The organism is Desulfosoma sp. (assembly GCF_052743555.1).
On the sequence record NZ_JBRAHS010000001.1, the window covers coordinates 196,591 to 217,836 of the forward strand.

Genomic DNA, 21,246 nt, shown 5'->3' on the forward strand with positions numbered 1-21,246 from the left:
TCCATGCCCTGAGCGCTCTCACGAGGGACCTTTGAGTTAGGCACGCCCACAGGCGCCACAGCTCCGGCATCCTGGTTCTTGAACGCAGGGTGCCGAGGGAAGGCCCCGCATGGCCCTTTCGTATTGACTCCGCAGAAAGGCCCGCTTAACACCGTGATCCACAATCTCCCAAGGAAAAACCTCGTCGGGTTCCCTTTCCCGCATCACCCAAAAATCCGGATTCAGCACCGACTCCCTCGCCACCTGGCTCCAACTGATGCCCTTTAGGACCACTTTTTCCAGCAATTCGCCCACCCTTCGATCCCCTCGGCTCAGCAGCGCCTGCACATACGCCCATTTGGGCAGATCAAAATGGACGCGGACATTGGCCACTTTGCCCAGGGCCTGCTGCAGCCATTTGGCCTTGACTTTGAGATCGCTCACACCAGCAAAGGCCGCCCACTGAAAAGGCGTGAACGGTTTTGGGACATAAGAATGAACACTTAAGGTAATCAGCCCCATTTTCTTACGGCCTCGACTACGCTCCAGCACCCGGTGCTTGACCCTCTTGACTAAATCCACCACGGCTGCCAAATCCTCGCGGGTCTCCGAAGGCAAGCCGATCATAAAATACAGCTTCAAATGCTGCACCCCGCACTCGGCAAGCCGCTCCGCCGCCGAAAGGACATCTTCGTCCGTGAGGTGCTTGCCGATCACGGCACGCAAGCGTTCGGAACCCGCCTCCGGGGCTATGGCGACGGCCTTGAGAACACTTTCGCCCAGAGCCTTCAAAATGTCCGGGGACACCTTATCCGCGCGCAGAGATGAAAAATGCACTTCCAGGCCCCATTCCAGGAGGCGCCGGCATAGCTGATCCATGTCAGGATAATCGGATACGGCCGGACTGACGAGGCCGATGCGCCTCGTGTGCGGTATCCACCCTGCCACAATGGAACTTATCGCCTCGAAGGTATGAAACCGAGGCGGCCTGTAAACAAAACCCGCCGCACAAAACCGGCAGCCGCGACCACAACCGCGACCGATTTCGATCAAAGCCGTCCCAGAAAATTCCGTCTCTTCGGTGATGATGACCGAATGAGCAGGCTTTATGGCGGCCAGATCCACCTTGACCCGTTGAACCTTTGGCGGCGCTTTGCCCTTCGGCTGCATGCTCTGCAAAACGCCCGTCGGCCCGTAAATAGGAGTGTACAACCGAGGCACATAAATGCCGGGGCAATGCACGGCCAGATGCTCCAGCATTTCTTGGCGCGATGCCGCTGCACCTTCAGTCCAAGCGCGCACAAAAGAATCCACAAGACCCTCGGCCTCACCGATAAAGAAAAAATCCATAAAATCGGCCAAGGGTTCCGGATTTAAAAAGACCGCCACCCCTCCGGCAGCGACCAAAGGGTTGCTCTCGCATCGATCCGCGCTTCGAACCGCAAGCCCGGCCCAATGCAGCATTTCCAAAAGAGCCGGATAATCGTTTTCAAAAGACACCGAAAAGGCGATAAGGTGAAAGTCCGTGAGAGGCCTGGACGACTCCATGGAGAGCGGCTGGGCTCTGCCCGATCGATATTCCGAGAGAACTTCCGGGTCGGGATAAAAAACCCGTTCGCACGTTACCAAAGGACTGTCATTGAAAAGCCGGTACGCGGTCTGAAACCCTAGGTTGGACATGCCAACATGGTAGGTGTTGGGAAAAGCAAGGACAATATAGATGGCTCCTCCCGGATTTCGAGAGATCCAGGACCTTTCTTTGGACAGCCGAAGCTGTGATAGATGCCTCTGTTTCCAACGCATCAACGTGCGAGGCCGACGGATCCTTGAGGACAATCCTCCTTCGCTCGCACGCACAAGCCGTAACCCCCTCTCCCTGAAAGGCAAAGCGGACCACATCCCGCTTTCTTAGAAGCGGGAGGGAACCGCCGTGCTCCGCCGCAGGGGGTTCCCATCCCGCTCCCATGTGGCCATAGGACGGGGAGTCATGCCACGGAAGGACGCACAACCTCAGTCGGCTTGTTTGCGAATGAAGGTGGGAATGTTCCAATCTTCCTCGTCGACCGATCCTCCTGTCAGTCTTTTGAAGAAACTTCTTTTTCTGGGACGCTCCTCAAGAATCAAATCATCGCGAATGGGGGCGCTGGCTGCAGCCGGCAGCACCGCTGTTTCCGGCATGTGCGGCACCACGGGTTCCATTGCGGGTTCGGGGCGCAGCCTGGAAAGCCGCGACATATCGCGCTTGGCCTGCTGCTTAGGTTGTCCAATACCTGTGGCGATCACCGTCACCCGCAGCTCATCGCCCATCGTCTCGTCAATAGTCGTTCCCAAGATGATCTGGGCTTCATTGTCCACTTCGTTATAAATGATCGTGGACGCTTCTTCAAACTCGTACATGGCCAGATCCGGACCAGCGCAGATGTTGATCAATGCCGCTCGAGCTCCGTGAATGGAAATATCTTCCAGAAGCGGGCTGGAAATGGCCATTTGCGCCGCCATCGCCGCTCGGTTTTCTCCCTTAGCCACGCCGGTACCCATCATGGCCAAGCCCATCTCGCTCATGACCGTCTTGACGTCTGCAAAATCCACGTTGATGAGACCCGGATTCATGATGAGATCGGAAATGCCTTTGACGGCATGGAGGAGCACATCATCCGCTTTTCGGAACATTTCCAAAAGGGTGGCTCGGCGATCGGCCAGGCTGCTTAATCGGTTGTTGGGAATGCTGATGAGGGTGTCCACCACCTCCCCCAGCGCCTTGAGGCCCTGTTCGGCATTGCGCTGCCGCACTTTGCCTTCGAAACTGAAAGGCTTGGTGACCACGGCCACCGTCAGGGCTCCCAATTCCTTGCACACCTTGGCGATGATGGGGGCGCCGCCTGTCCCGGTGCCGCCGCCCAAACCGGCAGTAATGAACACCATATCGCTGCCTTGCAATGCTTCTCGGACCTTGTCCAGGTCCTCCTCCGTGGCCTTGGCGCCTTTTTCCGGATCACCACCCGCACCCAAACCTTTCGTCAGGTTGGTGCCCAGCTGAATGCGTACGGAGGCCTTGTTTCGCTCCAAGACCTGAAAGTCCGTGTTGGCCGCGATGAATTCCACACCCTCCATGCCTGCCGCAATCATGTTGTTGACGGCATTGCCGCCACCACCCCCGATTCCCAAAACCTTGATTTTTGCTCCATTCATCGGTTTGCTTTCCATGGCCACTCCCCTTTGCTGTGCCTTTGGCGTTGCCCCGTCCCGCCGAACATCGGCAAGACATCCTGTCAACCCTTGGAAGACCCCATGCGCCCCTGACGAAGCAGATCATGGGCCCCAAGAATCAAAACTCTTTGAGAAGCCTTTTGAGAAACCCCAAGGTTCGATGCCACCAGGAACCTTCCGATGATCCTCGACTCAGCCTCGGGCCGTGCTGCCATCCATAGAGCAAGAGCCCCGTGGCTGTGGCGTAGACGGGGTTTTTCACCACATCGCCCAAACCGCCGAACCGATAGGGAACCCCCACGCGCACCGGAAGATCAAAGACACGCTCCGCCAAATCCCGAATGCCAGGCAGCAGGGACACTCCTCCAGTAAGCACCACGCCTGCATGAAGGGACTCCATGTAACCCGAGCGAATGAGTTCCAATTCCGTGACTTTCAAAATCTCTTCCACACGCGCTTCAATGATTTCCGCCAAAATCGACCGCGCCAACTCCCGCGGTTTCTGTCCGCCCACGGATCCAACGGCGATCACTTCTTGTGGATCCACACGCTCAATCATCGCGCAGCCGTATTGCCGCTTGATCTTTTCCGCCTCATCGATGGCCGTTCGCAGCCCCACGGAAATATCTGAGGTCACATGGTTGCCTCCCAGACCGATCACTGAGGAATACCGAATGGCCTGTTCGCGAAAAACGGCCACATCGGTGGTGCCTCCCCCCATGTCCACCAGAGCCACCCCCAGGTGCTTCTCATCGGGATCCAAAACCGACTCACTGGAAGCCAAGGATTCCATCACAATATCCAGCACATGTAATCCTGCCCGTTCGCAACACTTGACGATGTTTTGCAAGGCACTGGAGATGCCTGTCACAATGTGCACTTTGGCTTCCAGCCGCACGCCGGACATGCCCAAGGGGTCCTGGATGCCTTCTTGATCGTCCACAACGAATTGCTGAGGCAGCACGTGGAGAACCCGACGGTCAAAGGGCATGGCGACGGCCTTGGCCGCCTCCAAAACCCGCTCCACGTCCGTGCGCGTCACTTCTCGGCTCTTGATGGCAATGACGCCGTGACTATTGAGACTCGTGATGTGCGTTCCACCCACACTGGTGTACACGGAAGAAATCTGGCACCCCGCCATTCTTTCCGCTTCACTCACAGCCTTGCGGATGGCGTTCACCGTTTGATCGATGTTGACCACCACGCCGCCACGCATGCCCATTGAAGGAGTCGTTCCCACCCCGACAATATCGATCCCTTCGGGAGTCACTTCGCCGACCACGACACACACCTTGGTGGTTCCAAGATCCAAGCCGACGATCAGGTCATCTTTTCTTGCCATGATCCCCTCTTGACCCGCAGGGTCCCCATCGCGCCGAGGGTGGCCATGTGCTCATATGCCCTGCGTCTTCTGAAATCGGCCCTGAATGTAGGCTCGATCGGGATAGGACAGATCCACAGCCAGCAGTGCATCAACGCCGGCCGCACCCATGCGTCGCTCCACCTCCTTGAAAACCGCCCGCATGCGCCGCAGCTTGTGTGAAAAATCCCCGGTTCCAAGATGGATTCGGGTTCCTTTGGGATTGGCAAAAATCGATAGACCCTCCAAAGGATCCCACTGAATTTCCGACACAAAACCGCCGCCTAGACCCGAATCACCTTTCATGGCCTTGAGCAGCTCATGAAAGGCATCGAGGAAGGCCTGGGGAACGCGATCGCCCAATGTCAGCGGCCTTTCCCCCACTTTGGTGACATAGGGCAGTTCCAAATAAGATTCGGCCTTGACCTCCACAAACAACCTTCCATCTTCGTCCATGAGCAGTGGGCGCGTTCCCATGACCACCGCCAAAGGCTTGCGCTCATCGATGGAGACCACAAGACGCCCGCTGGGGGACACGGCTACCTGAGCCGATTGGATCCATGGCAGCTTTTGGAGCCGCTGGGCCAAGGAATCCAGCCGCAACTTGAGCATGTTGACGCCCTTGGGCACCCCCAGGGCATTGAGAACGGTTTTTTCATCCAACTTGACCGTCCCGCGTATTTCGATGGTCTCCACGCCAAGCAGCGGCGCGTTCAAAAGGGCCGCATAAGCTCGGGAAAGAAGGCAGCTCAAGCCCAGCGCCGCCCCCATGAGGACACCGAGAGCCATAAGAACCAGCATCCAATGCAGCGGTCCTCCCACACGACGCGGATTCTTTCGGTACCGGTTTTTCTTGGGGCGCATCAGTCTAGCACCTGCACTTCCAGCTCCAGATGCACGCCGAACCGTTCCCAAACCCCCTGACGAACAGCCTCAATGACTCGAAGCACATCGGTCCGGGTGGCTCGTCCTCGATTGACAATCCAGTTGGCATGCACCTGCGAAACCTCTGCATCGCCGATACGAAACCCCTTGAATCCCGCTTGGTCGATGAGGGCACCCGCCGATTGTAGCCCCGGATTCTTAAACACGCACCCGGCGGAAGGCCATCGGCGAGGCTGCGTTCGGCGCCGTAGCCTGAGCAGCTCGGCAATCCTCTGGGCCACGTGATGGGGCATGGCCACGACGACTCGAAAGTCCGCTTCCAACAGCACAACCTGTGGAGGTAGACCGCCGTTACGGTAACCCATGGACAGGGCCGTGCGGGGCAGCACCCGTTCTTCAAGGTCTTTGTCAAGAAAGCGCACCTGCTGCAGAACGTCCCCTATGGAACCCGCTCGGGTTCCGGCATTCATGATGACTGCGCCGCCCACCGTTGCGGGAATGCCTGAAAGAAATTCCAAGCCCGTCCAGCCGTGACGCATGCACAGCTTGAGCAGCCTTGACAGGGGCATGCCGGCACCCGCTGTCACAATTCCCGTGGCATCGTCCCACGGCTGCCATTGGAACTGCGCGCAACACCGGTCCAGGAGGATCACCACTCGGTGCCAGACACCGTCCGGCAGAAGCACATTGCTGCCCTTTCCGAGAATGGTCCAGGGCACGCCCTCGGCTCGAAGCCTTTGGAGCACCGCTTTCAAGAAGGCTTTCGTTTTCGGTCGCACCACGCACTGAACCGTCCCGCCCACTCGAAAAGTGCTCAACGTGGAGGCTGCAACATCCCATTGCACCTCCACATCTTCACCAAAATCTCTGAAAAGGCGGTCCCACTCCATCAGCTCCGCGCTCCGCGGCGTGCCACCGAGGCCTCTTCCGATATGTGCTCCAAAAGTTGTTCACCCACCTGCCACACGTTTCCGGCACCCAGCGTCATGACCACGTCGCCGGGTCGAACCCGCTGCAGAAGCACCTTGGTGGTCTCTTCTAGCGTCGGGCAAAAGGTGATGTCGTGGTGGCCGTACTTGGCCACCTCGTCCGCAAGCCGCCGCCCTGTCACCCCTTCAAGGGGGCGTTCGCTGGCGGCATAGATTTCTGTGATGAGCAGAACATCACACTGGTAAAAACAGGTGGCAAACTGATCCAAAAGGCCGCGGGTCCGCGTGTAACGATGGGGCTGAAACACTACGATCTTTCGCCGATGGGGATAACTTTCCGTTAAGGCCTTTAACACAGCACGAATTTCTGTAGGATGATGACCGTAGTCGTCCAGAACCAAGACCCCAGCCCGTTCGCCCTTGATCTGGAACCGGCGCTGGACTCCGGTCATGTCCTGAATCCCCAACCGGATGGAATCCCAGTCCAATTCCAGCTCCACGGCCACCGCCACGGCCGCCAAGGAGTTGAGCACATTGTGTCGGCCGGGAAGGGGAAGAACCATCTCTCCCAGTTCGCAGTCCTGATGATAGACGCGGTATGTGCACCCCAAGCCATTCACGGTGATTTGTCTCGCCTGAAAATCCGCCTGGGATGAAAACCCGTAGGTGACAAACCTTTTCTGAATGCGAGGCAGCAGATGTTGAATGTTCGCATCTTCCAGGCACAGGACCGCCTGGCCGTAAAAAGGCACCTTGTTGATAAACTGCAAAAAGGTTTCTCGAATGTGTTCCAGATCCCGGTAGAAGTCCACGTGCTCCCAGTCGATATTGGTCACCACGGCAATGGTGGGGGAAAGCAACAAGAAGGTCCCATCGCTTTCGTCTGCTTCGGCCACCACAAAATCGCCCGCGCCCAGTTTCGCGTTGGTCCCCCACGCGTTCAGCTTGCCGCCGATGACCACCGTAGGGTCCAAGCCTCCTCGAGCAAGAACAGTGGCGATCATGGACGTGGTCGTCGTTTTTCCATGAGCTCCAGCCACCAGCACGGCGTATTTGAGACGCATCAATTCCGCGAGCATTTCCGCTCGGCGAATGACAGGCACTTTTCCCAACTTCTTTGCCGCCACGACCTCGGCATTGTCTTCCGCAACGGCCGAGGACAACACCACCACATCAGCACCTTGCACATGGCTTTCGTGATGTCCGATGTAAATTTCAGCGCCCAAGTGACGAAGCCGACGAGTGGTCTCGCTTTCTCGAAGATCCGAGCCGCTGACGCGATAGCCCAGATTCAGCAACAACTCGGCAATGCCGCTCATGCCGATGCCGCCGATGCCGACAAAATGGATGTGTTGGTACCGTTTGTACACGACGCTGCCTCACCAACGAGCTCGCCGGGCCACATTCAAAACGATGCCGACGGCGATGCAGTTGGCGGTCAGAGAACTGCCGCCGTAAGACAGAAAAGGACACGTCAATCCCTTGGTGGGAAACAACCCCAAAACGACGCCGATGTTGAACCACGATTGAAAGACAATGAGAAAGGTCAGTCCCAAAGCGAGAAGGCCGCCTAGATCGTCCGTGGCTTTCAAGGCCACGCCGAGACCCCGCCATGAGAAAAACATGATCATGGCCGTCAGAAACACAATCCCCACAAACCCAAGTTCTTCGGCCATGACGGCCACGATGAAATCTGTGAACGGTTCCGGCAGATAAAAGAGCTTTTGTTGGCCCGCGCCAAGGCCCTTGCCCCAGAATCCGCCGGATCCAACCGCAATGAGGGACTGAATGAGGTTGTAACCGCTGTCCAACGGATCGGTCCAGGGATTGAGAAAGGCCATGAGACGCGCCACCCGGTACGGGGAATGGATCACCAAAGCGGCCAGACCTAAACCTGCTACGGGAATGAAAAGGAAAAGGTGTCGCCACGGCACACCGCCCGCCATCCACAGCACGAAACTGACCCCAACCACAATGGCACTGGTTCCGTAATCGGGCTCTAGAAGTAAAAGGACGCACAGTAGCCCGAGGGCCCACAGTGAGGGGCCAATGCCATAAAAGAAACGATGCAACTGGTCTTTCTTTCTGGTGAGATAGCTGCTGAGATAAATCACCCAACCCACTTTGGCGTATTCCGAAGGTTGCAAGAGAAATGATCCGAAACCGAACCAACGGCGCGCATGGTTGATCTCCACACCTATGCCCGGAATCAGGACAAGCGCTAAAGTCACGATCAGTCCCAAAAGGACAAGCTTGGACAAAGGTAAAAAAACTCGATAAGGAAACCGCTCGAAAAAAAAGATCAGAACAATGCCCACAGCGGCAAAAAGCGCCTGCTTGACGGGATAGGAATTCAGCCCACTGACGGCGCTGCTCTGTCGTATGCCCACGGAAACACTGGCGCTCCAAACCATCACAATCCCGAAGGCCATAAGTAACAACACAACGGCCCAGATCTGTCCGGAGGGACTCCACAGTGTCGTCGTCGGCGCATCATCCCTTCCTGAAGGTCCATAACGCATCATGCCTAGGGTCGCCCCGTCGCTATCCATGCATCGGCACCTTGCTCAGGCCTCCCTGAACGTTGCGAGGCCTTTTTCTTATGCTGTTCAAAAAGCGCGCGAAAATGGTCCCCACGGGCTGCGTAGTTGGGATACTGATCAAAAGAAGCGCACGCGGGCGACAGCAGCACCACGTCACCCGGGCGAGCCCGTTGCACAGCTTCGTGAAAAGCCGCTTCCAGGTCCCCGACAACCACCGTAGCAACATGGCCTGAAAGCTCTTCGGCCGCTTGAGGTCCTGTTTCCCCAAAGCCCACCACAGCACGCACCTTTTTTGGACAAAGGGGAGCCAGTTGTCGAAATTCCGTTTTCTTGGAGCGCCCTCCCAAAAGCAACACCACGGGCTGGGAACAGCTCTCCAAAGCCTTGATCACGGCACCCACGTTGGTTCCCTTGGAATCGTTGATGAACCCCACGCCGTCAATAGTCCCCAGCCATTCCATGCGATGGGGTGACGGCCCAAATGTGTCAATGACCTCTTGAACTTTTTGAGGATCGACGCCACAGCGCAACGCGGCCAGGGTAGCGGCCATGAGGTTTTCCAGGTTGTGCCATCCTTTCAGCGCCCATCGGTCCAAACGAAATCGGTGGTGCACCCCACGCCGGTCCATCACAGAAAGGATTCGGCCGTCCGTAAAAGCTTCCGCGCCGGGTTCAGAGCGCGAAAAAAACAAGGCGGAGGCGGGGATTTGGGAAACCCACCGGCGACAGACAGGATCGTCTTTGTTGATCACGGCCGTCTGCACGCAACATGTGCGTCTCTTAAAAAGGGAAAATTTGGAAGCCGCATAGGCGTCAAAACTCTCATAGCGATCCAGGTGATCCTGGGTCACGTTCAACACGATGCCGACGTCGGGCGCAAAGGTGGGAGCGGTGTCCAGTTGAAAGCTGCTCACTTCAAGGACACACCAGTCCAACAGGTCCGCTGCGGAGGCTCCACCGCCCACGTCTTCCCAATGATCCGCAAGCCAACCGGCCAGCGGAGTTCCGATGTTGCCGCCCACAAAAACCCTGAAACCGGCCGCCTGTAAAAGAGTCCCCACCAATTCCGTGGTGGTGGTCTTGCCATTGGTGCCCGTGACGGCGATGGTGGGAACCTTCAGAGACCGCCACGCCCATTCCAGTTCCCCAACCACGGCAATGCCCCTCCCTTGAACCGCTCGAAACACCTCCGTGTCCACAGGAACCCCAGGACTCACCACCACAAGCTCGGCATCCAAAAAGTCTTCGAGCCGATGGGCGCCCAAGCGCACACGGATGCCTTCGGCTTCAAGGCTCATCGCCACGGACCGAAGAGGCGGCTCCTGAGATCGGTCCATTCCGAGAACGCGATACCCTTGGCGCAATCCCCAACGGCAGGCGGCCTGGCCCGAGACACCAAGCCCCACCACCACCAGAAGAGGTTTTTCATTGGTATTTTCATCAGCCTTTTGCCATTTCACGGGGCTGCCTCTGTGAGACCTTTTAGCTTGAGAATTTTTTCCACCACCCGCTCCATGGTCATTCCGCGGGATCCTTTGACCAATATCCAGTGCCTGGATTCCAGGTGTTCCATCAGCACCTGGGCGGCTTCTTCATGGTTTGATGCCAGAAAACAACGCTGCGGGGCATACCCGGCACGTTGGGCCCCGTCAAGGACATCCTGGCCATGGGCGCCGAGAGCCACCAGCACTGTCGGCCCTGTTTGCGCTGCCTGTTCCCCCACCCATCGATGCCATGACACGGCCGACTCTCCCAGCTCCCGCATCTCTCCGAGGACTAAGGCCATGGGGTTTCCCTGTGCGGCGTCTTTCACGGCACGAAAGGCAGCCACCATGGACATGGGATTGGCATTGTAGGTGTCATCCACCAACACCATTCCGTCCTGAAGCTCCACAAGCACCATGCGCTGTTTGACGGGACGGTAATCTTCCAAACCCGCTTGGATTTCTTCCAAAGAAAACCCCAGCACATAAGCGGCTGCGGCGGCCATTAGGGCGTTGCGCACGTGATGCGTGCCCATGGCCGCAAGGCGAACGGCTGCCCTTCCCGAGGGTGTCGCAAGCCGAAACCGGCTCTCTCCCGGAAGGACCGTCACGGAACCTTCCACGCCAAAATCCGCCGAGGCTTTCTCCAAGGAACAGACAACGCGGCGCACCTTCATTTCTTGGCCGAAAGCCTCGAGGCGCCCGTCATCGCCATTGACGATGGCGGTGCCGTTTTCAGGCAACCGTGTCCAGAGTTTGCCCTTTTCCGAAAGCACAGTGCTCAAGGTCCCCAAGCCTTCCAAATGGGTGGGATGAATGTTCGTAATGATGCCCACCGTCGGCTGCACCATGGACACCAAACGCTCCATCTCGCCCACCACATTGATGCCCATTTCCACAACGGCCGCTTCGTGAGCGGCCGTCAACTGAAGGAGCGTCAATGGAACACCGATGAGGTTGTTGAAATTGCCGGGGTTTTTCAAAACATTGAACCGCCGGGCGAGAATGGAGGCTGTCATCTCCTTGGTGCTAGTCTTGCCGTTGCTGCCGGTGATGCCCACAACGGGTAGAGAAAAACGCTGCCGAACCCAGCGGGCCAAGTCACCCAGCGCCTGCAGGGTATCCTGAACCACGATGGCCGAGGCACGCTCAGCCACCTTGTGCGCCCATGGCAGCCCCTCCACCACCACGGCTACGGCCCCCCGCCGCACGGCCTCTTCCACAAAATCATGCCCGTCAAAACGCTCCCCTCGCAACGCCACAAAGACATCGTTGGGCTTCAGGGTTCTTGTGTCCGTGACCACGCGAGACGGGGACACATCGAGGGATGGCCCCATAAGCTTGCCATGAACGGCTTCGGCCATGCCGGCAAGGGTCCACATCATGAAACCCCTTCAGCCGCTTGAGCCAACATCATCAGAGCGCGGCGCTGGGCCAAAGCTTCTTCCGCCACCACACGATCGTCAAATGGGCGCACCTGTGTGCCCACAATCTGATACGTTTCGTGGCCTTTTCCGCCAATAAACACCACATCCCCCGGTTCGGCTCTTCTGATGGTTTCGAATATGGCATGGCGGCGATCCACAACGATAGTGTAGCCGCTCACAGGAAGAACCTCGTCGTTGAAGGAAAACATCGCTTTTCCTGTGGATTGCACGCCGGCTTCGATTTCTTTGACGATGGCTTCCGGGTTTTCCGTTCGAGGATTGTCACTGGTGATGACCACTAGGTCCCCGTAACGCCCGGCTACGGCTCCCATGACGGGACGCTTGGTGCGATCCCTGTCCCCGCCACACCCGAAAACCACCCACAGACGCCTAGAAGACAATTCCTTGAGGCATTCCAAGGTTTTTTCCATGGCATCCGGGGTATGCGCAAAATCCACCACCACATGAAGACCGCAGTCGTTGTCAAGGCGCTGCAGCCGGCCGTCCACAGCATCGACGGCGGCGATGCCCTCCGCCACGGCCTGCAAAGAAACCCCCAGGGATTGGGCAGCGCCGATGGCCGCCAGAATATTGTAGAGGTTGAGACGACCCAAGAGGGATGAGGAAATGGCTACCGGGCCCGCAGGGGTCTGCACCGACGCTTCGATGCCCTGCGCCCCAAGCTTGTACTTCAAAGGATGAAGAGTGCTCTGCGCATCTTCCACGCCAAAGGTGCACACGGCCCTTGCGAATTCCTGTGCGAGCCTTTTGCCGTAGGGGTCGTCGCCGTTTACGACCATGGGCTGAGCGTCGCGAAGCGATTTGATGTGTTCGGCAAAAAGACGCCTTTTGGCCTCAAAATAGCGTTCCATGGACCCATGAAAATCCAAATGGTCCTGAGACAAGTTGGTGAATACCCCAACATCGTAGAAAACTCCGTCCACACGACTCAATTCCAAGGCATGGGACGAAACTTCCATGACCACATGGCTCACCCCATCCCTTTTCATGCGGGAAAAAATATGCTGCAGATCTGCCGCATCGGGTGTGGTCATGTCCGTTTTTTCCTTCACTGCGCCCCAGCGGTATCCCAGAGTGCCGATGACACCCACCCGCATGCCGGCGTGGGCCAGAATGCTTTCCACGAGAAGGGATGTGGTCGTTTTGCCGTTGGTGCCCGTAATGCCCACAAGGGTCAAAGACCGAACCGGATGGTCATAAAAGGAAGCGGCGGCCGCCGCCATGGCCTTTCGCGCATTGTCCACCACCACCGCTGGAACGGCCAGGACAGTTTCAGGAAGCCTTTCCACCAAAACAGCGCTAGCGCCGCGACGCACCGCGTCTTCCACAAATGCATGCCCGTCCGTGCGCGATCCGCGCAAAGCCACGAAAAGATGGCCCGGGCGCACCCGACGACTGTCCGTGGACAGCCCGGACACCAGCACATCACGACGCCCCATCAGGCGCGCGCCGGGCACGTCTTCAAACAGGGCTTCCAGAGGTTTGGCAAAGTTCTCTTGAGAAATCACAACACCTCTTCCAGCTCAATGGTCACGGCCGCGCCTTTGCGCGCCGAGGTACCCGCCCCGGGATGTTGGCGCACAACTCGGCCTCGGCCCTGAGGCAACACAGACAAGCCGGAATCCTTCAGGACGGCCACCGCGGCTTTCAACGAAAGTCCTCGAACATCGGGAATCATCACCGTGTCGTCTTCCGCTGAGATCATGGGCACACCTTCGGCGGTGGCTTCCTCGGGGCTCGCAGATACCATCCGCACCGTCGGTGGCTGATCCTCCAGCTTCTTGTCGGGCAGCACCCCCAAGTAGGGCAGGGCTTTCTCCATCACGTCACGAAACACAGGGGCGGCCACTACGCCGCCGTAATGTTCCGGCTGGGGTTCGTGAATCACCACCGCCAGAACTAAACGAGGATGGGTGGCGGGAGCAAAGCCCACGAAAACCGATGTGTATTTATCCAGAGAATACCGGCGGGTTCCAGGTTCCACAACCTGAGCCGTTCCTGTCTTACCGGCCGTGGTGTATTGAGCCAGGGCCGCCCTGGTTCCCGTGCCCCCAGGCTCCACAACCCCCCGCATCAGTTCTCGAAGCTTGGCGGCCGTTGCCGCACTCAGTACGCGACGCCCTTCCTCATGGCCGAACACCTTGACCACACGCCCCTCGGCGTCCAACACCGCCTTGGCCACTCGAGGTGTCTTCATCAGACCTCCATTGGCAATGGCCGCCACGGCACTGGCCAACTGTAATCCCGTCACGGTCACTCCCTGGCCGAACGCCGTCACCGCCAAGTCGATCGGTCTCCACGAGGCCAGCGGTCGAAGGGTGCCCGAAATTTCTCCGGGCAAGTCCACACCCGTTTTTTTACCGAAACCAAATTGATCCAAATACCGGTAAAACCGCTCCGCTCCAAGAGCGTCCGCCAATTTGAGGGCACCGATGTTGCTGGAAACCTTGAGCACTTCCGCGACAGTCAGCCACCCATGGGGATGCACGTCTCGAATGGTATGGGTGGCCACCTGAATCCTTCCGTTTTCGCAAAAGATGCGGTCTTCAGGCTTGGCAGACTTGGCGTCCAATACGGCAGCTATGAGAAAAGTCTTGAAGGAGCTGCCCGGTTCAAAGGCATCGGCGATGGCCCTGTTTCGCCACTCCGCAGGCTGATGCGAGCTGTAATGGTTTGGGTCGAAGCCGGGCCACACCGCCAAGGCCAAGACTTCAAAGGTTTGGGCATCCATGAGGATCGCCTGGCCGGCGGCCGCTTGGTGTTGCTCAATGGCCTTTTGCAACGCCTCCTCACTGACCGACTGAAGGTACCCATCCAAAGCCAACTGCAGACCATATCGTTCCTGAGGAAGAGGCGGTGGTGTCTCACGTAGCCAAATCTTGCGACGACCCCCATCCCGGAGGGCCGTCGTGGATCGCACCGACTGGCGCAACAAGCCATCATACGCCTTTTCGACGCCTTCCAAGCCTACTCCGTCAACTCCCACAAAACCGATGACATGGGCTCCAGAATGCCTGAAGGGATAGAACCGGCGCCACTCCGAAGTCATGCCTATCCCCGGCAGTTTGAGACCCGCAACCTGTTGAGCCTCTTCCATGGAAAGCCCGCGGCGAAGCCGAATGAACCGTTTGTTTTGCCGAAGCTTTTGCTCGATTTTGTCGGCGGCTTCGCCCACGATGGGTACCAGCCGTGCCGCCGTCGTTTTGGGATCCTGCACCAGCGCCCCATCGGCAAACAGGGAAGGAGACTTCAACGACAAGGCCAGGTCCAGACCCCGGCGATCCACAATCTTTCCGCGGTACACGGGAATGTCCACGACGCTTTGCGCTTGGCCGATGTGCATTTCCTTCCACTTGGCGTGGTCTACGACCTGAAGATACAGGGAGCGACCTAGAATGGCAGCGCACAGAAGGAGCCCGAATCCTTGCAGCAAGCGGCACGAAAACCAGAACCGAAATCCCGGCCTTTTCTTTTCCGTTCGTTGCTCTTCCACCCCCATGGCGCACTCTTAGTCACGGAAAATTTTCAGCCCCTCACACCACGACGCCTAATTCCTTTAAGGCTCTGACAGGTACCATCGCTCGCTCTCTCGAGCCTCCCGAAGTCGAAATCGGTTGCGAGCCAGCGAACGCAGATGATCAGGAGCCTGCAGTCTTCCCCATTCCAATTCCACACGCCGCTTGATTTCAAACCACATGGTGTATTCGTCCTGCAGCTGCATCAGGCGATAGCTGTCATTGACCTGTTGGGTTTGAAGCCACATGAAAAAGGCCGACAAGCCGACACCCAAGGTTCCGAGAAGAATCGCCAAAAAACGCATGCTTCCTCCTGGGTTGTCGGTGCTGCACCCGTCAGGTAAGTTTTTCCACGGCCCGCAGCCGAGCGCTTCGAGCTCGAGGGTTTCCGGCCACTTCATCAGCTTGCGGCCGAATAGGTTTTCTGGTGAGCAGCTTGACCAAGGGACGGCCTTCACAGCGGCACACCGGCACGTCTCGAGGGCACCGGCACGATTTGGCCCATTCCTGAAAGGACCGTTTGACCATTCGATCCTCCAAGGAATGAAAACTCACCACCACGAACCGACCGCCGGGCTTCAGGAACTGCAGCGCAGAACCCAAAAACCGTTCCAAAACCTCCAGTTCCCGGTTCACGGCGAGCCGAAGAGCCAAAAAGGTGCGCGTCGCCGAATGAAGGCGCCTCGTATCGGCACTCTTGGGAACCGCCGCCGCCACCACCTGGGCAAGATCCGTTGTGGTTTCAAAAGGTCGAATCCGCCGCCGAAGGCAAATGGCCGCAGCCACGCAACGCGCGTACCGCTCTTCCCCCAGGGTCCAAATCAGGTTCGCCAACTCTTCTTCCGGCATCGTATTGACCAAATGGGCCGCGGTGATCCCCTCCGCTGGATTCATTCTCATGTCCAGAGGTCCTTCTTGAAGAAAACTCAAACCCCTCTGAGGATCGTCCAGCTGATCCGAGGACACGCCCAGGTCGGCCACGATGCCATCGACGGCAGACCACCCATGCCATTGAAGAACGTCAGCCAATCCATCAAACGAGGCCCACACAATGAGGGCCCGGGACCCATAGGCCGCCAGCCTGCTCCGCACGCGATCCACCGCAGACTGGTCCCAATCCAGACCCAGAAGAAGGCCGTCCGGAGCAGACGCTTCAAGGATCGCCTCGGCGTAACCTCCACCTCCCACCGTGGCGTCCACATACCGTCCCCCCGGCCGACAATTGAGAAACCCCACGGCCTCCTTCAGCAGCACCGAACAATGACGACTGAAAGGAGCGTGCGGTGGCTTCACGGCGTTTGGCCCGCTCGCGGTCCGCAAAGACAGCGTTCCCCTCAGGAATACGCCTCCTTGCTCAGACGTTCAAAATTGTCTGCAGCCCACTTGTCATACTCACGCCATTGGCTCATATCCCAAATCTCAATATGATCCAAACTGCCGACCACCAAGACCTCTTGCTGAATGTTTGCGCGATCCCGATGCAGGGACGGAATGAGAATGCGGCCCTGCTTGTCAATTTCCGACTCCACACCACTGGCAATGTAATAGCGAACCAGGGCCCGATAGTCCTCATGCAGGCCGGCTTTGGCCATGATTTTTTCTTCGAGAATTTCCCAGACTTCGGGAGGATAGGCGTCCAGCCATCGCGGTCCGGCGGCTAAAATGAGCCCATCCGTGTAGTTTTGCTGCAGCGTTTCGCGCAACTTGGTGGGAATCCGCAAACGCCCTTTATCGTCCAAGCGCACCACAAATTGGCCTCGAAATCGCGGCGTCTTGAGGAGCCCCACTTTTTCCCCCTTTTTAACCACTCTTTCCCACTTTAAGCACATCTAGCACCACATCTTTTCCGTGTCAAACGCAAAAAGGGGGAAAAGTGGCCGTGAAGGCCCTTTTGAGTGGATGTATCGGGGGAGCAATTTTTATGGGCTAAGAGGCTGGATTCGCAATGAAAAGGAAGGTTGGTGCTTCAACGAAAATTTTGCGCCTCTTTCGAACAGCTTCAGGGGTCAAGAGGCCTGGCCGGAAGATTCAAGTCCAAGCGGATTTTTTTGATACTTTTTCCTCGCATTTCAAGGACATGCAGCCGATAGGTTTGCAGCACCACGTCGTCCCCAGGCTGGGGAATGCGCCCCAAAGCCTTTTGAACCAATCCGCCGAGGGTTTTCACGCCTTCCTCGGGCAGGTCCAGTCGCAGCCATCGGTTGACGTCTCGCACCAAGAGGCGCCCTTCCACAATGTAGGTTTTTTCGCCGACCTTGCGCACCCAGCGTCGCTGGGGATCGTGTTCGTCCTGAATGTCGCCCACGATTTCTTCCAACACATCCTCCATGGTCACAATGCCCGTAATTTCCCCGTACTCGTCCACAACGATGCTCAGATGCGCTCGATCCTTTTTGAAGTAAAGCAACTGTTGGCGAATGCTGCGCAGTTCGGGAACGAAATGGGGAGGTCGCACGATGGATTTAAGGCGAAAGTCAGGCCCTTTGGGTTGCAAAAAGAAATCGCGTTCGTGAATGAAGCCCACGATGTTGCTGGGGTCGCCTCGGTATACCGGGTACCGTGCGTACTTGTGCGTCGCAATCACTCGGTAGACCTCCTCATAACCAGCATTCAAGCTTACACTGACCACGTCTCGAAGAGGCACGGCGATATCGCCCACCCGCACTTTTTCCAGGGACAGAATCCCGAGAAGCATGTCTTGTTTTTCCAGATCCAAAATACCTTCCTCGGTACCGGCTTTGATGACCATGGCAATTTCTTCTTCGGTCCATCGTCGATGCCCCGAGGGTCTGCGCAAGCCGGTGAGTCGAATGAGCCCGTTGGCCGCCAAGGACAGAAGGTGCACAATGGGGTAACAGAGGCGAATGCACCAAAGAAGCACGGGGGCCACGGCCACAGCGATCTTTTCGGAATAGTAGACGCCCACGGTTTTCGGAGTGATCTCCGCAAAAAGGAGCAGGCACAAGGTGGTGACGCCGGTGGCCACCAGGACGCCTTTGTCTCCCAAAATCTGGATGGCCAAAGCGGTCGCCAAAGCCGACAAAGCCACGTTGACCAGATTGTTGTAGAAGAGGAGGGCGGAGATGAGCTTTTCAGGTTCTTTGAGGATTCCTCGGGCAAGGCGAGCCCGTTTGTCCGTGCGCGCCCTGTGGCGCAGTCGCATGCGATCCAGGGCCATATAGGCCGTCTCGGATCCTGAAAAAAAGGCCGACAACCCCAAGAGGAGCGCCATGATCACGATGTCTTTGGCCATGATCACCCTTCCGTCGGCTTTGCCTGCGGAAAGCTTCCGCGCTTGCCTTCGTTTGGAGACTCGTGGTAAAAATCTTCGGGCCCGGGAAATGCCTCACGGGGTATTTCCCTCAGGCCTAAAAAGCCTCTGCTAAGCCCATCCGGCCTTCCCTCCAACCAGCAGAGGCTTTTTCTTTGGGCGAGGGGCACTCTACCAGAAGGGAGACAAAGTATGAACGCCGATGATGAAATGATTCTTAAGATCGCCAAAGAAGTTGTCATCAAATTCATCGAGCTGGGCAGAGTGTCTCCCACTAACTTTGAAGCCACCTTTCGGGCCGTCTTTTGGGCCGTCAAGAACACCGTGGTGGATTCGCGCGCTTCGGCCTTGAGTGGGGAATTGCTGGCCCTTTCCGACGAGGCCTAAGGCAGGACCTTCTTACTTTGGGTCTCGCAGCGTTCTCGACCGTGGCTTTTTGACTGCGTCTGAGGCTTCATTCCGTCGCAATGCCGTATCGCACCATAAGGGGTCGCGCCCTGCGCCTTTGCCACAAAAAACCTTCCCAAACTGATCCGGCAAAAAATCCCGGCGTGTCTCTTCCAGGGAATCGTCGGTCCGGAAAATCCCGCAAAAAAACCGTGTCTTGGGGGTCCATGAATGGAATGGACCCGCTTGTGCCGGTCCGAGCATGTGCAGATGGCGCGGCCTCTCCTTTGATTGCCGCATACCCCTTCCCCCGGCTCTTGGGCGTACTAGGTCCATTGTTGAACAAGCCGCGGGGGCTTTTTCTTCACAAAAAACCGCCGGCAAACGGCAATAGGCGGCTCGCTCGGCGGTCACAGGCGCGATGGAGAAACGTTTGAGAGGTCAAGCAGCCTGGATTTTTTCAATGTAGTCGTAAATGTCCTGAACGGTTCGAATTTTTTCCGCCTCTTCATCAGGAATTTCGACGTCAAAGGCTTCTTCCAGCGCCATGATCAGTTCCACCACGTCCAAAGAATCGGCACCGAGATCGTCGATCACATGGGCCTGAGGGGTAATGGCGTCCTTTTCCACGCCCAGTTGATTGGCAATGATGTCCACCACTTTTGCCTTCATTGCGTTGATGTCCATGGCATGTCCTCCTCTCGTGTTTTCGGCTTCTTCACAAATCCATAAAAAAGAACTTCTTTTACCGCCGGTAATTCCTTGACCAGAGAATAGGTGCAGTCCTGGGCCAGCCAGCGCTGAATGACGCCGTGAATGAAGCCCATGGCCCCGTGAAACACCGTGTGGAAATTCACATCTTTCAGTACGTTCTGCAGGCGGGCTTCTCGGATTTTTCGCTTCAGGCGAGGAATCCGTCGCATGATCTTTTCCACATAGAGGTCCTGCAGCCTTTCGTCCAGATCCGGGTGCTCGTGGACCATGACCCGATACAGACCTTGGTTACGGTCAAAGAAGTCAAAATAAATGCAAAGGTACTTTTCGATCATGGACAGCACATCGTCTTCACTGTCCAAAACGCGTTCCGCTTCCGCTTCCAGTTCTTTGAGACGGATCTGGACCAACTGATGAAAAAGGTTTTCCTTGCTGGGGAAGTGTCGGTAGAGCGTGCCTTTGCCCACGTCAGCCCGTTCGGCGATTTCGTCCATGGTCGCCTGGTAAAAGCCTTTTTGCGAAAAGACTTCCTGAGCGGCCGCCAGAATGCGCGCCCGCGTGTCACGCCCCTCTGTGTGCCGCGCAGCCTTCTCGCCCACAGACTGTTCCAGGAAAGCGGCCAGAAGTCTCTCCAGAAAATCCAGTTCTGAAGATCCCCATTGGACCGCCATGGAACGAAAGGCCTGGACCAACACGGATGCGGAAGGCCGCAAGGTTGGGGAAAGCTGGCCCCATTCCGCCACTGCGGCCTCAAAAAACTGGACCAGCTGATCCGGCGCGTCGTGACCCTCGTTTTTCGGAAAGACATGGCACAACGCACGGGCCAGTTCCCGAGGGTCGTCCCTGGCTCCCGCCGTTGTCAAAACCGATGCCCACACGCGCCGCGCCTTTCCCATAGGCCTCTTGATCCCTTTATCGCAAAATCATGACGGACCGGTCCGTCATAATGGCCAAAGGCGCCTCTGTCAAGGACAAAGTCAAGAATGCGGGGCATCACAGGCAGGGATCGTAGATGGCACAGCCGCCTCGACATCGCGTCTTTTCGGCTTTGTGGATAACTTCGGCGGCACCGGAGGTGAGAGGCATGTCTTTGAGGCTTTCCGGGAAAAAGAAGGCACAATCCAGGGCGTCACTTCCCGGCTGCAGGCGACCGCTGAGCAGTTCACAGAGAAAATCCACAAGGACATAGTGGTAAGCGATGTGCCCGGCCGTATCCCGAAGGACCCGGTCCAGGCAGGCCACCACGTCCACGGCCTTCACATGAAGGCCCGTTTCTTCCAAAACCTCTCGTTGCACCGCGGCCTGAAGGCTCTCCCCCAGCTTGACCAAACCTCCCGGCAACGACCATAACCCATAGGCTGGTTCGCGACCGCGGCGCACCAAAAGCACTTTGCCTTCAAGAAAAACCACCGCCCCGACACCCACCAAAGGACGACGGGGATATTGACGACCGCTCATGCCACATCGCTCCTGCATTCTAGGGCCGACATCGCCGACAAGGGCGAAAGCCTCTCTCAAGGGCCT

The 21,246-nt window shown here is 57.4% G+C and carries 19 protein-coding genes; 1 reads left to right on the forward strand and 18 read right to left on the reverse strand.

What is annotated here, in order from left to right; translation table 11 throughout:
• Window positions 1-36: 36 nt before the first annotated feature.
• The 15 genes from ACUVSA_RS00915 to ACUVSA_RS00985 all read right to left on the reverse strand — a co-directional run bounded on the left by ACUVSA_RS00915 (window position 37) and on the right by ACUVSA_RS00985 (window position 18,603).
• Window positions 37-1,782 carry a radical SAM protein gene (locus ACUVSA_RS00915; RefSeq protein ID WP_445893436.1) on the reverse strand — a complete coding sequence of 582 codons (1,746 nt, stop codon included), beginning with the start codon at window positions 1,780-1,782 and terminating at the stop codon, window positions 37-39.
• A 207-nt stretch (window positions 1,783-1,989) separates the two neighbouring features.
• On the reverse strand, window positions 1,990-3,183 hold the full coding sequence (gene ftsZ, locus ACUVSA_RS00920; protein WP_445893437.1) for a cell division protein FtsZ: 1,194 nt from the start codon (window positions 3,181-3,183) through the stop codon (window positions 1,990-1,992).
• 121 nt (window positions 3,184-3,304) lie between these two features.
• Window positions 3,305-4,528 carry a cell division protein FtsA gene (gene ftsA, locus ACUVSA_RS00925; protein WP_445891430.1) on the reverse strand — a complete coding sequence of 408 codons (1,224 nt, stop codon included), beginning with the start codon at window positions 4,526-4,528 and terminating at the stop codon, window positions 3,305-3,307.
• Window positions 4,529-4,579: 51 nt separating this feature from the next.
• Complete coding sequence (locus ACUVSA_RS00930; protein WP_445893438.1) at window positions 4,580-5,410, reverse strand: cell division protein FtsQ/DivIB; 831 nt, start codon at window positions 5,408-5,410, stop codon at window positions 4,580-4,582.
• Entirely contained in the window at window positions 5,410-6,321 is a 912-nt protein-coding gene (gene murB / locus ACUVSA_RS00935; protein ID WP_445893439.1) for a UDP-N-acetylmuramate dehydrogenase, read from the reverse strand. The genes ACUVSA_RS00930 and murB overlap by 1 nt, the downstream gene beginning before the upstream one ends.
• On the reverse strand, window positions 6,321-7,730 hold the full coding sequence (murC, locus tag ACUVSA_RS00940) for a UDP-N-acetylmuramate--L-alanine ligase (RefSeq protein ID WP_445893440.1): 1,410 nt from the start codon (window positions 7,728-7,730) through the stop codon (window positions 6,321-6,323). The genes murB and murC overlap by 1 nt, the downstream gene beginning before the upstream one ends.
• A 9-nt stretch (window positions 7,731-7,739) precedes the next feature.
• Entirely contained in the window at window positions 7,740-8,912 is a 1,173-nt protein-coding gene (gene ftsW / locus ACUVSA_RS00945) for a putative lipid II flippase FtsW (protein WP_445893441.1), read from the reverse strand.
• Window positions 8,888-10,363: a UDP-N-acetylmuramoyl-L-alanine--D-glutamate ligase gene (murD, locus tag ACUVSA_RS00950; RefSeq protein WP_445891425.1), complete on the reverse strand. Its 1,476-nt coding sequence runs from the start codon at window positions 10,361-10,363 to the stop codon at window positions 8,888-8,890. The genes ftsW and murD overlap by 25 nt, the downstream gene beginning before the upstream one ends.
• The gene (locus ACUVSA_RS00955) at window positions 10,360-11,772 is read right to left on the reverse strand and encodes a UDP-N-acetylmuramoyl-tripeptide--D-alanyl-D-alanine ligase (RefSeq protein ID WP_445893442.1); all 1,413 of its coding nucleotides are present in this window, start codon (window positions 11,770-11,772) and stop codon (window positions 10,360-10,362) included. Before ACUVSA_RS00955 ends, murD begins: the two co-directional genes overlap by 4 nt.
• On the reverse strand, window positions 11,769-13,343 hold the full coding sequence (locus tag ACUVSA_RS00960; RefSeq protein ID WP_445893443.1) for a UDP-N-acetylmuramoyl-L-alanyl-D-glutamate--2,6-diaminopimelate ligase: 1,575 nt from the start codon (window positions 13,341-13,343) through the stop codon (window positions 11,769-11,771). The genes ACUVSA_RS00955 and ACUVSA_RS00960 overlap by 4 nt, the downstream gene beginning before the upstream one ends.
• Window positions 13,340-15,334 (reverse strand): penicillin-binding protein, encoded by a 1,995-nt coding sequence (locus ACUVSA_RS00965; RefSeq protein ID WP_445893444.1) that lies wholly within the window; start codon window positions 15,332-15,334, stop codon window positions 13,340-13,342. The genes ACUVSA_RS00960 and ACUVSA_RS00965 overlap by 4 nt, the downstream gene beginning before the upstream one ends.
• A gap of 57 nt (window positions 15,335-15,391) precedes the next feature.
• Entirely contained in the window at window positions 15,392-15,655 is a 264-nt protein-coding gene (locus ACUVSA_RS00970) for a hypothetical protein (protein ID WP_445891421.1), read from the reverse strand.
• 31 nt (window positions 15,656-15,686) lie between these two features.
• Window positions 15,687-16,604 (reverse strand): 16S rRNA (cytosine(1402)-N(4))-methyltransferase RsmH, encoded by a 918-nt coding sequence (gene rsmH, locus ACUVSA_RS00975; RefSeq protein WP_445893445.1) that lies wholly within the window; start codon window positions 16,602-16,604, stop codon window positions 15,687-15,689.
• An 80-nt stretch (window positions 16,605-16,684) separates the two neighbouring features.
• Window positions 16,685-17,137 carry a division/cell wall cluster transcriptional repressor MraZ gene (gene mraZ / locus ACUVSA_RS00980; RefSeq protein ID WP_445891419.1) on the reverse strand — a complete coding sequence of 151 codons (453 nt, stop codon included), beginning with the start codon at window positions 17,135-17,137 and terminating at the stop codon, window positions 16,685-16,687.
• A 212-nt stretch (window positions 17,138-17,349) separates the two neighbouring features.
• Window positions 17,350-18,603, reverse strand: a complete 1,254-nt coding sequence (locus tag ACUVSA_RS00985; protein ID WP_445891418.1) for an HlyC/CorC family transporter — start codon at window positions 18,601-18,603, stop codon at window positions 17,350-17,352.
• A gap of 210 nt (window positions 18,604-18,813) precedes the next feature.
• On the opposite strand from ACUVSA_RS00985, the gene ACUVSA_RS00990 reads away from it, so the two are divergent.
• Complete coding sequence (locus tag ACUVSA_RS00990; RefSeq protein ID WP_445893446.1) at window positions 18,814-19,008, forward strand: hypothetical protein; 195 nt, start codon at window positions 18,814-18,816, stop codon at window positions 19,006-19,008.
• Window positions 19,009-19,449: 441 nt separating this feature from the next.
• Here ACUVSA_RS00990 and acpP read toward each other — a convergent pair whose 3' ends face one another.
• The 3 genes from acpP to ACUVSA_RS01005 all read right to left on the reverse strand — a co-directional run bounded on the left by acpP (window position 19,450) and on the right by ACUVSA_RS01005 (window position 21,180).
• Window positions 19,450-19,695 (reverse strand): acyl carrier protein, encoded by a 246-nt coding sequence (gene acpP / locus ACUVSA_RS00995; protein WP_445891416.1) that lies wholly within the window; start codon window positions 19,693-19,695, stop codon window positions 19,450-19,452.
• Window positions 19,677-20,600 carry a TetR/AcrR family transcriptional regulator gene (locus ACUVSA_RS01000; RefSeq protein WP_445893447.1) on the reverse strand — a complete coding sequence of 308 codons (924 nt, stop codon included), beginning with the start codon at window positions 20,598-20,600 and terminating at the stop codon, window positions 19,677-19,679. The genes acpP and ACUVSA_RS01000 overlap by 19 nt, the downstream gene beginning before the upstream one ends.
• A gap of 115 nt (window positions 20,601-20,715) precedes the next feature.
• Window positions 20,716-21,180, reverse strand: coding sequence for an NUDIX hydrolase (locus tag ACUVSA_RS01005; RefSeq protein WP_445893448.1), 465 nt, complete (start codon window positions 21,178-21,180; stop codon window positions 20,716-20,718).
• Window positions 21,181-21,246 lie beyond the last annotated feature (66 nt).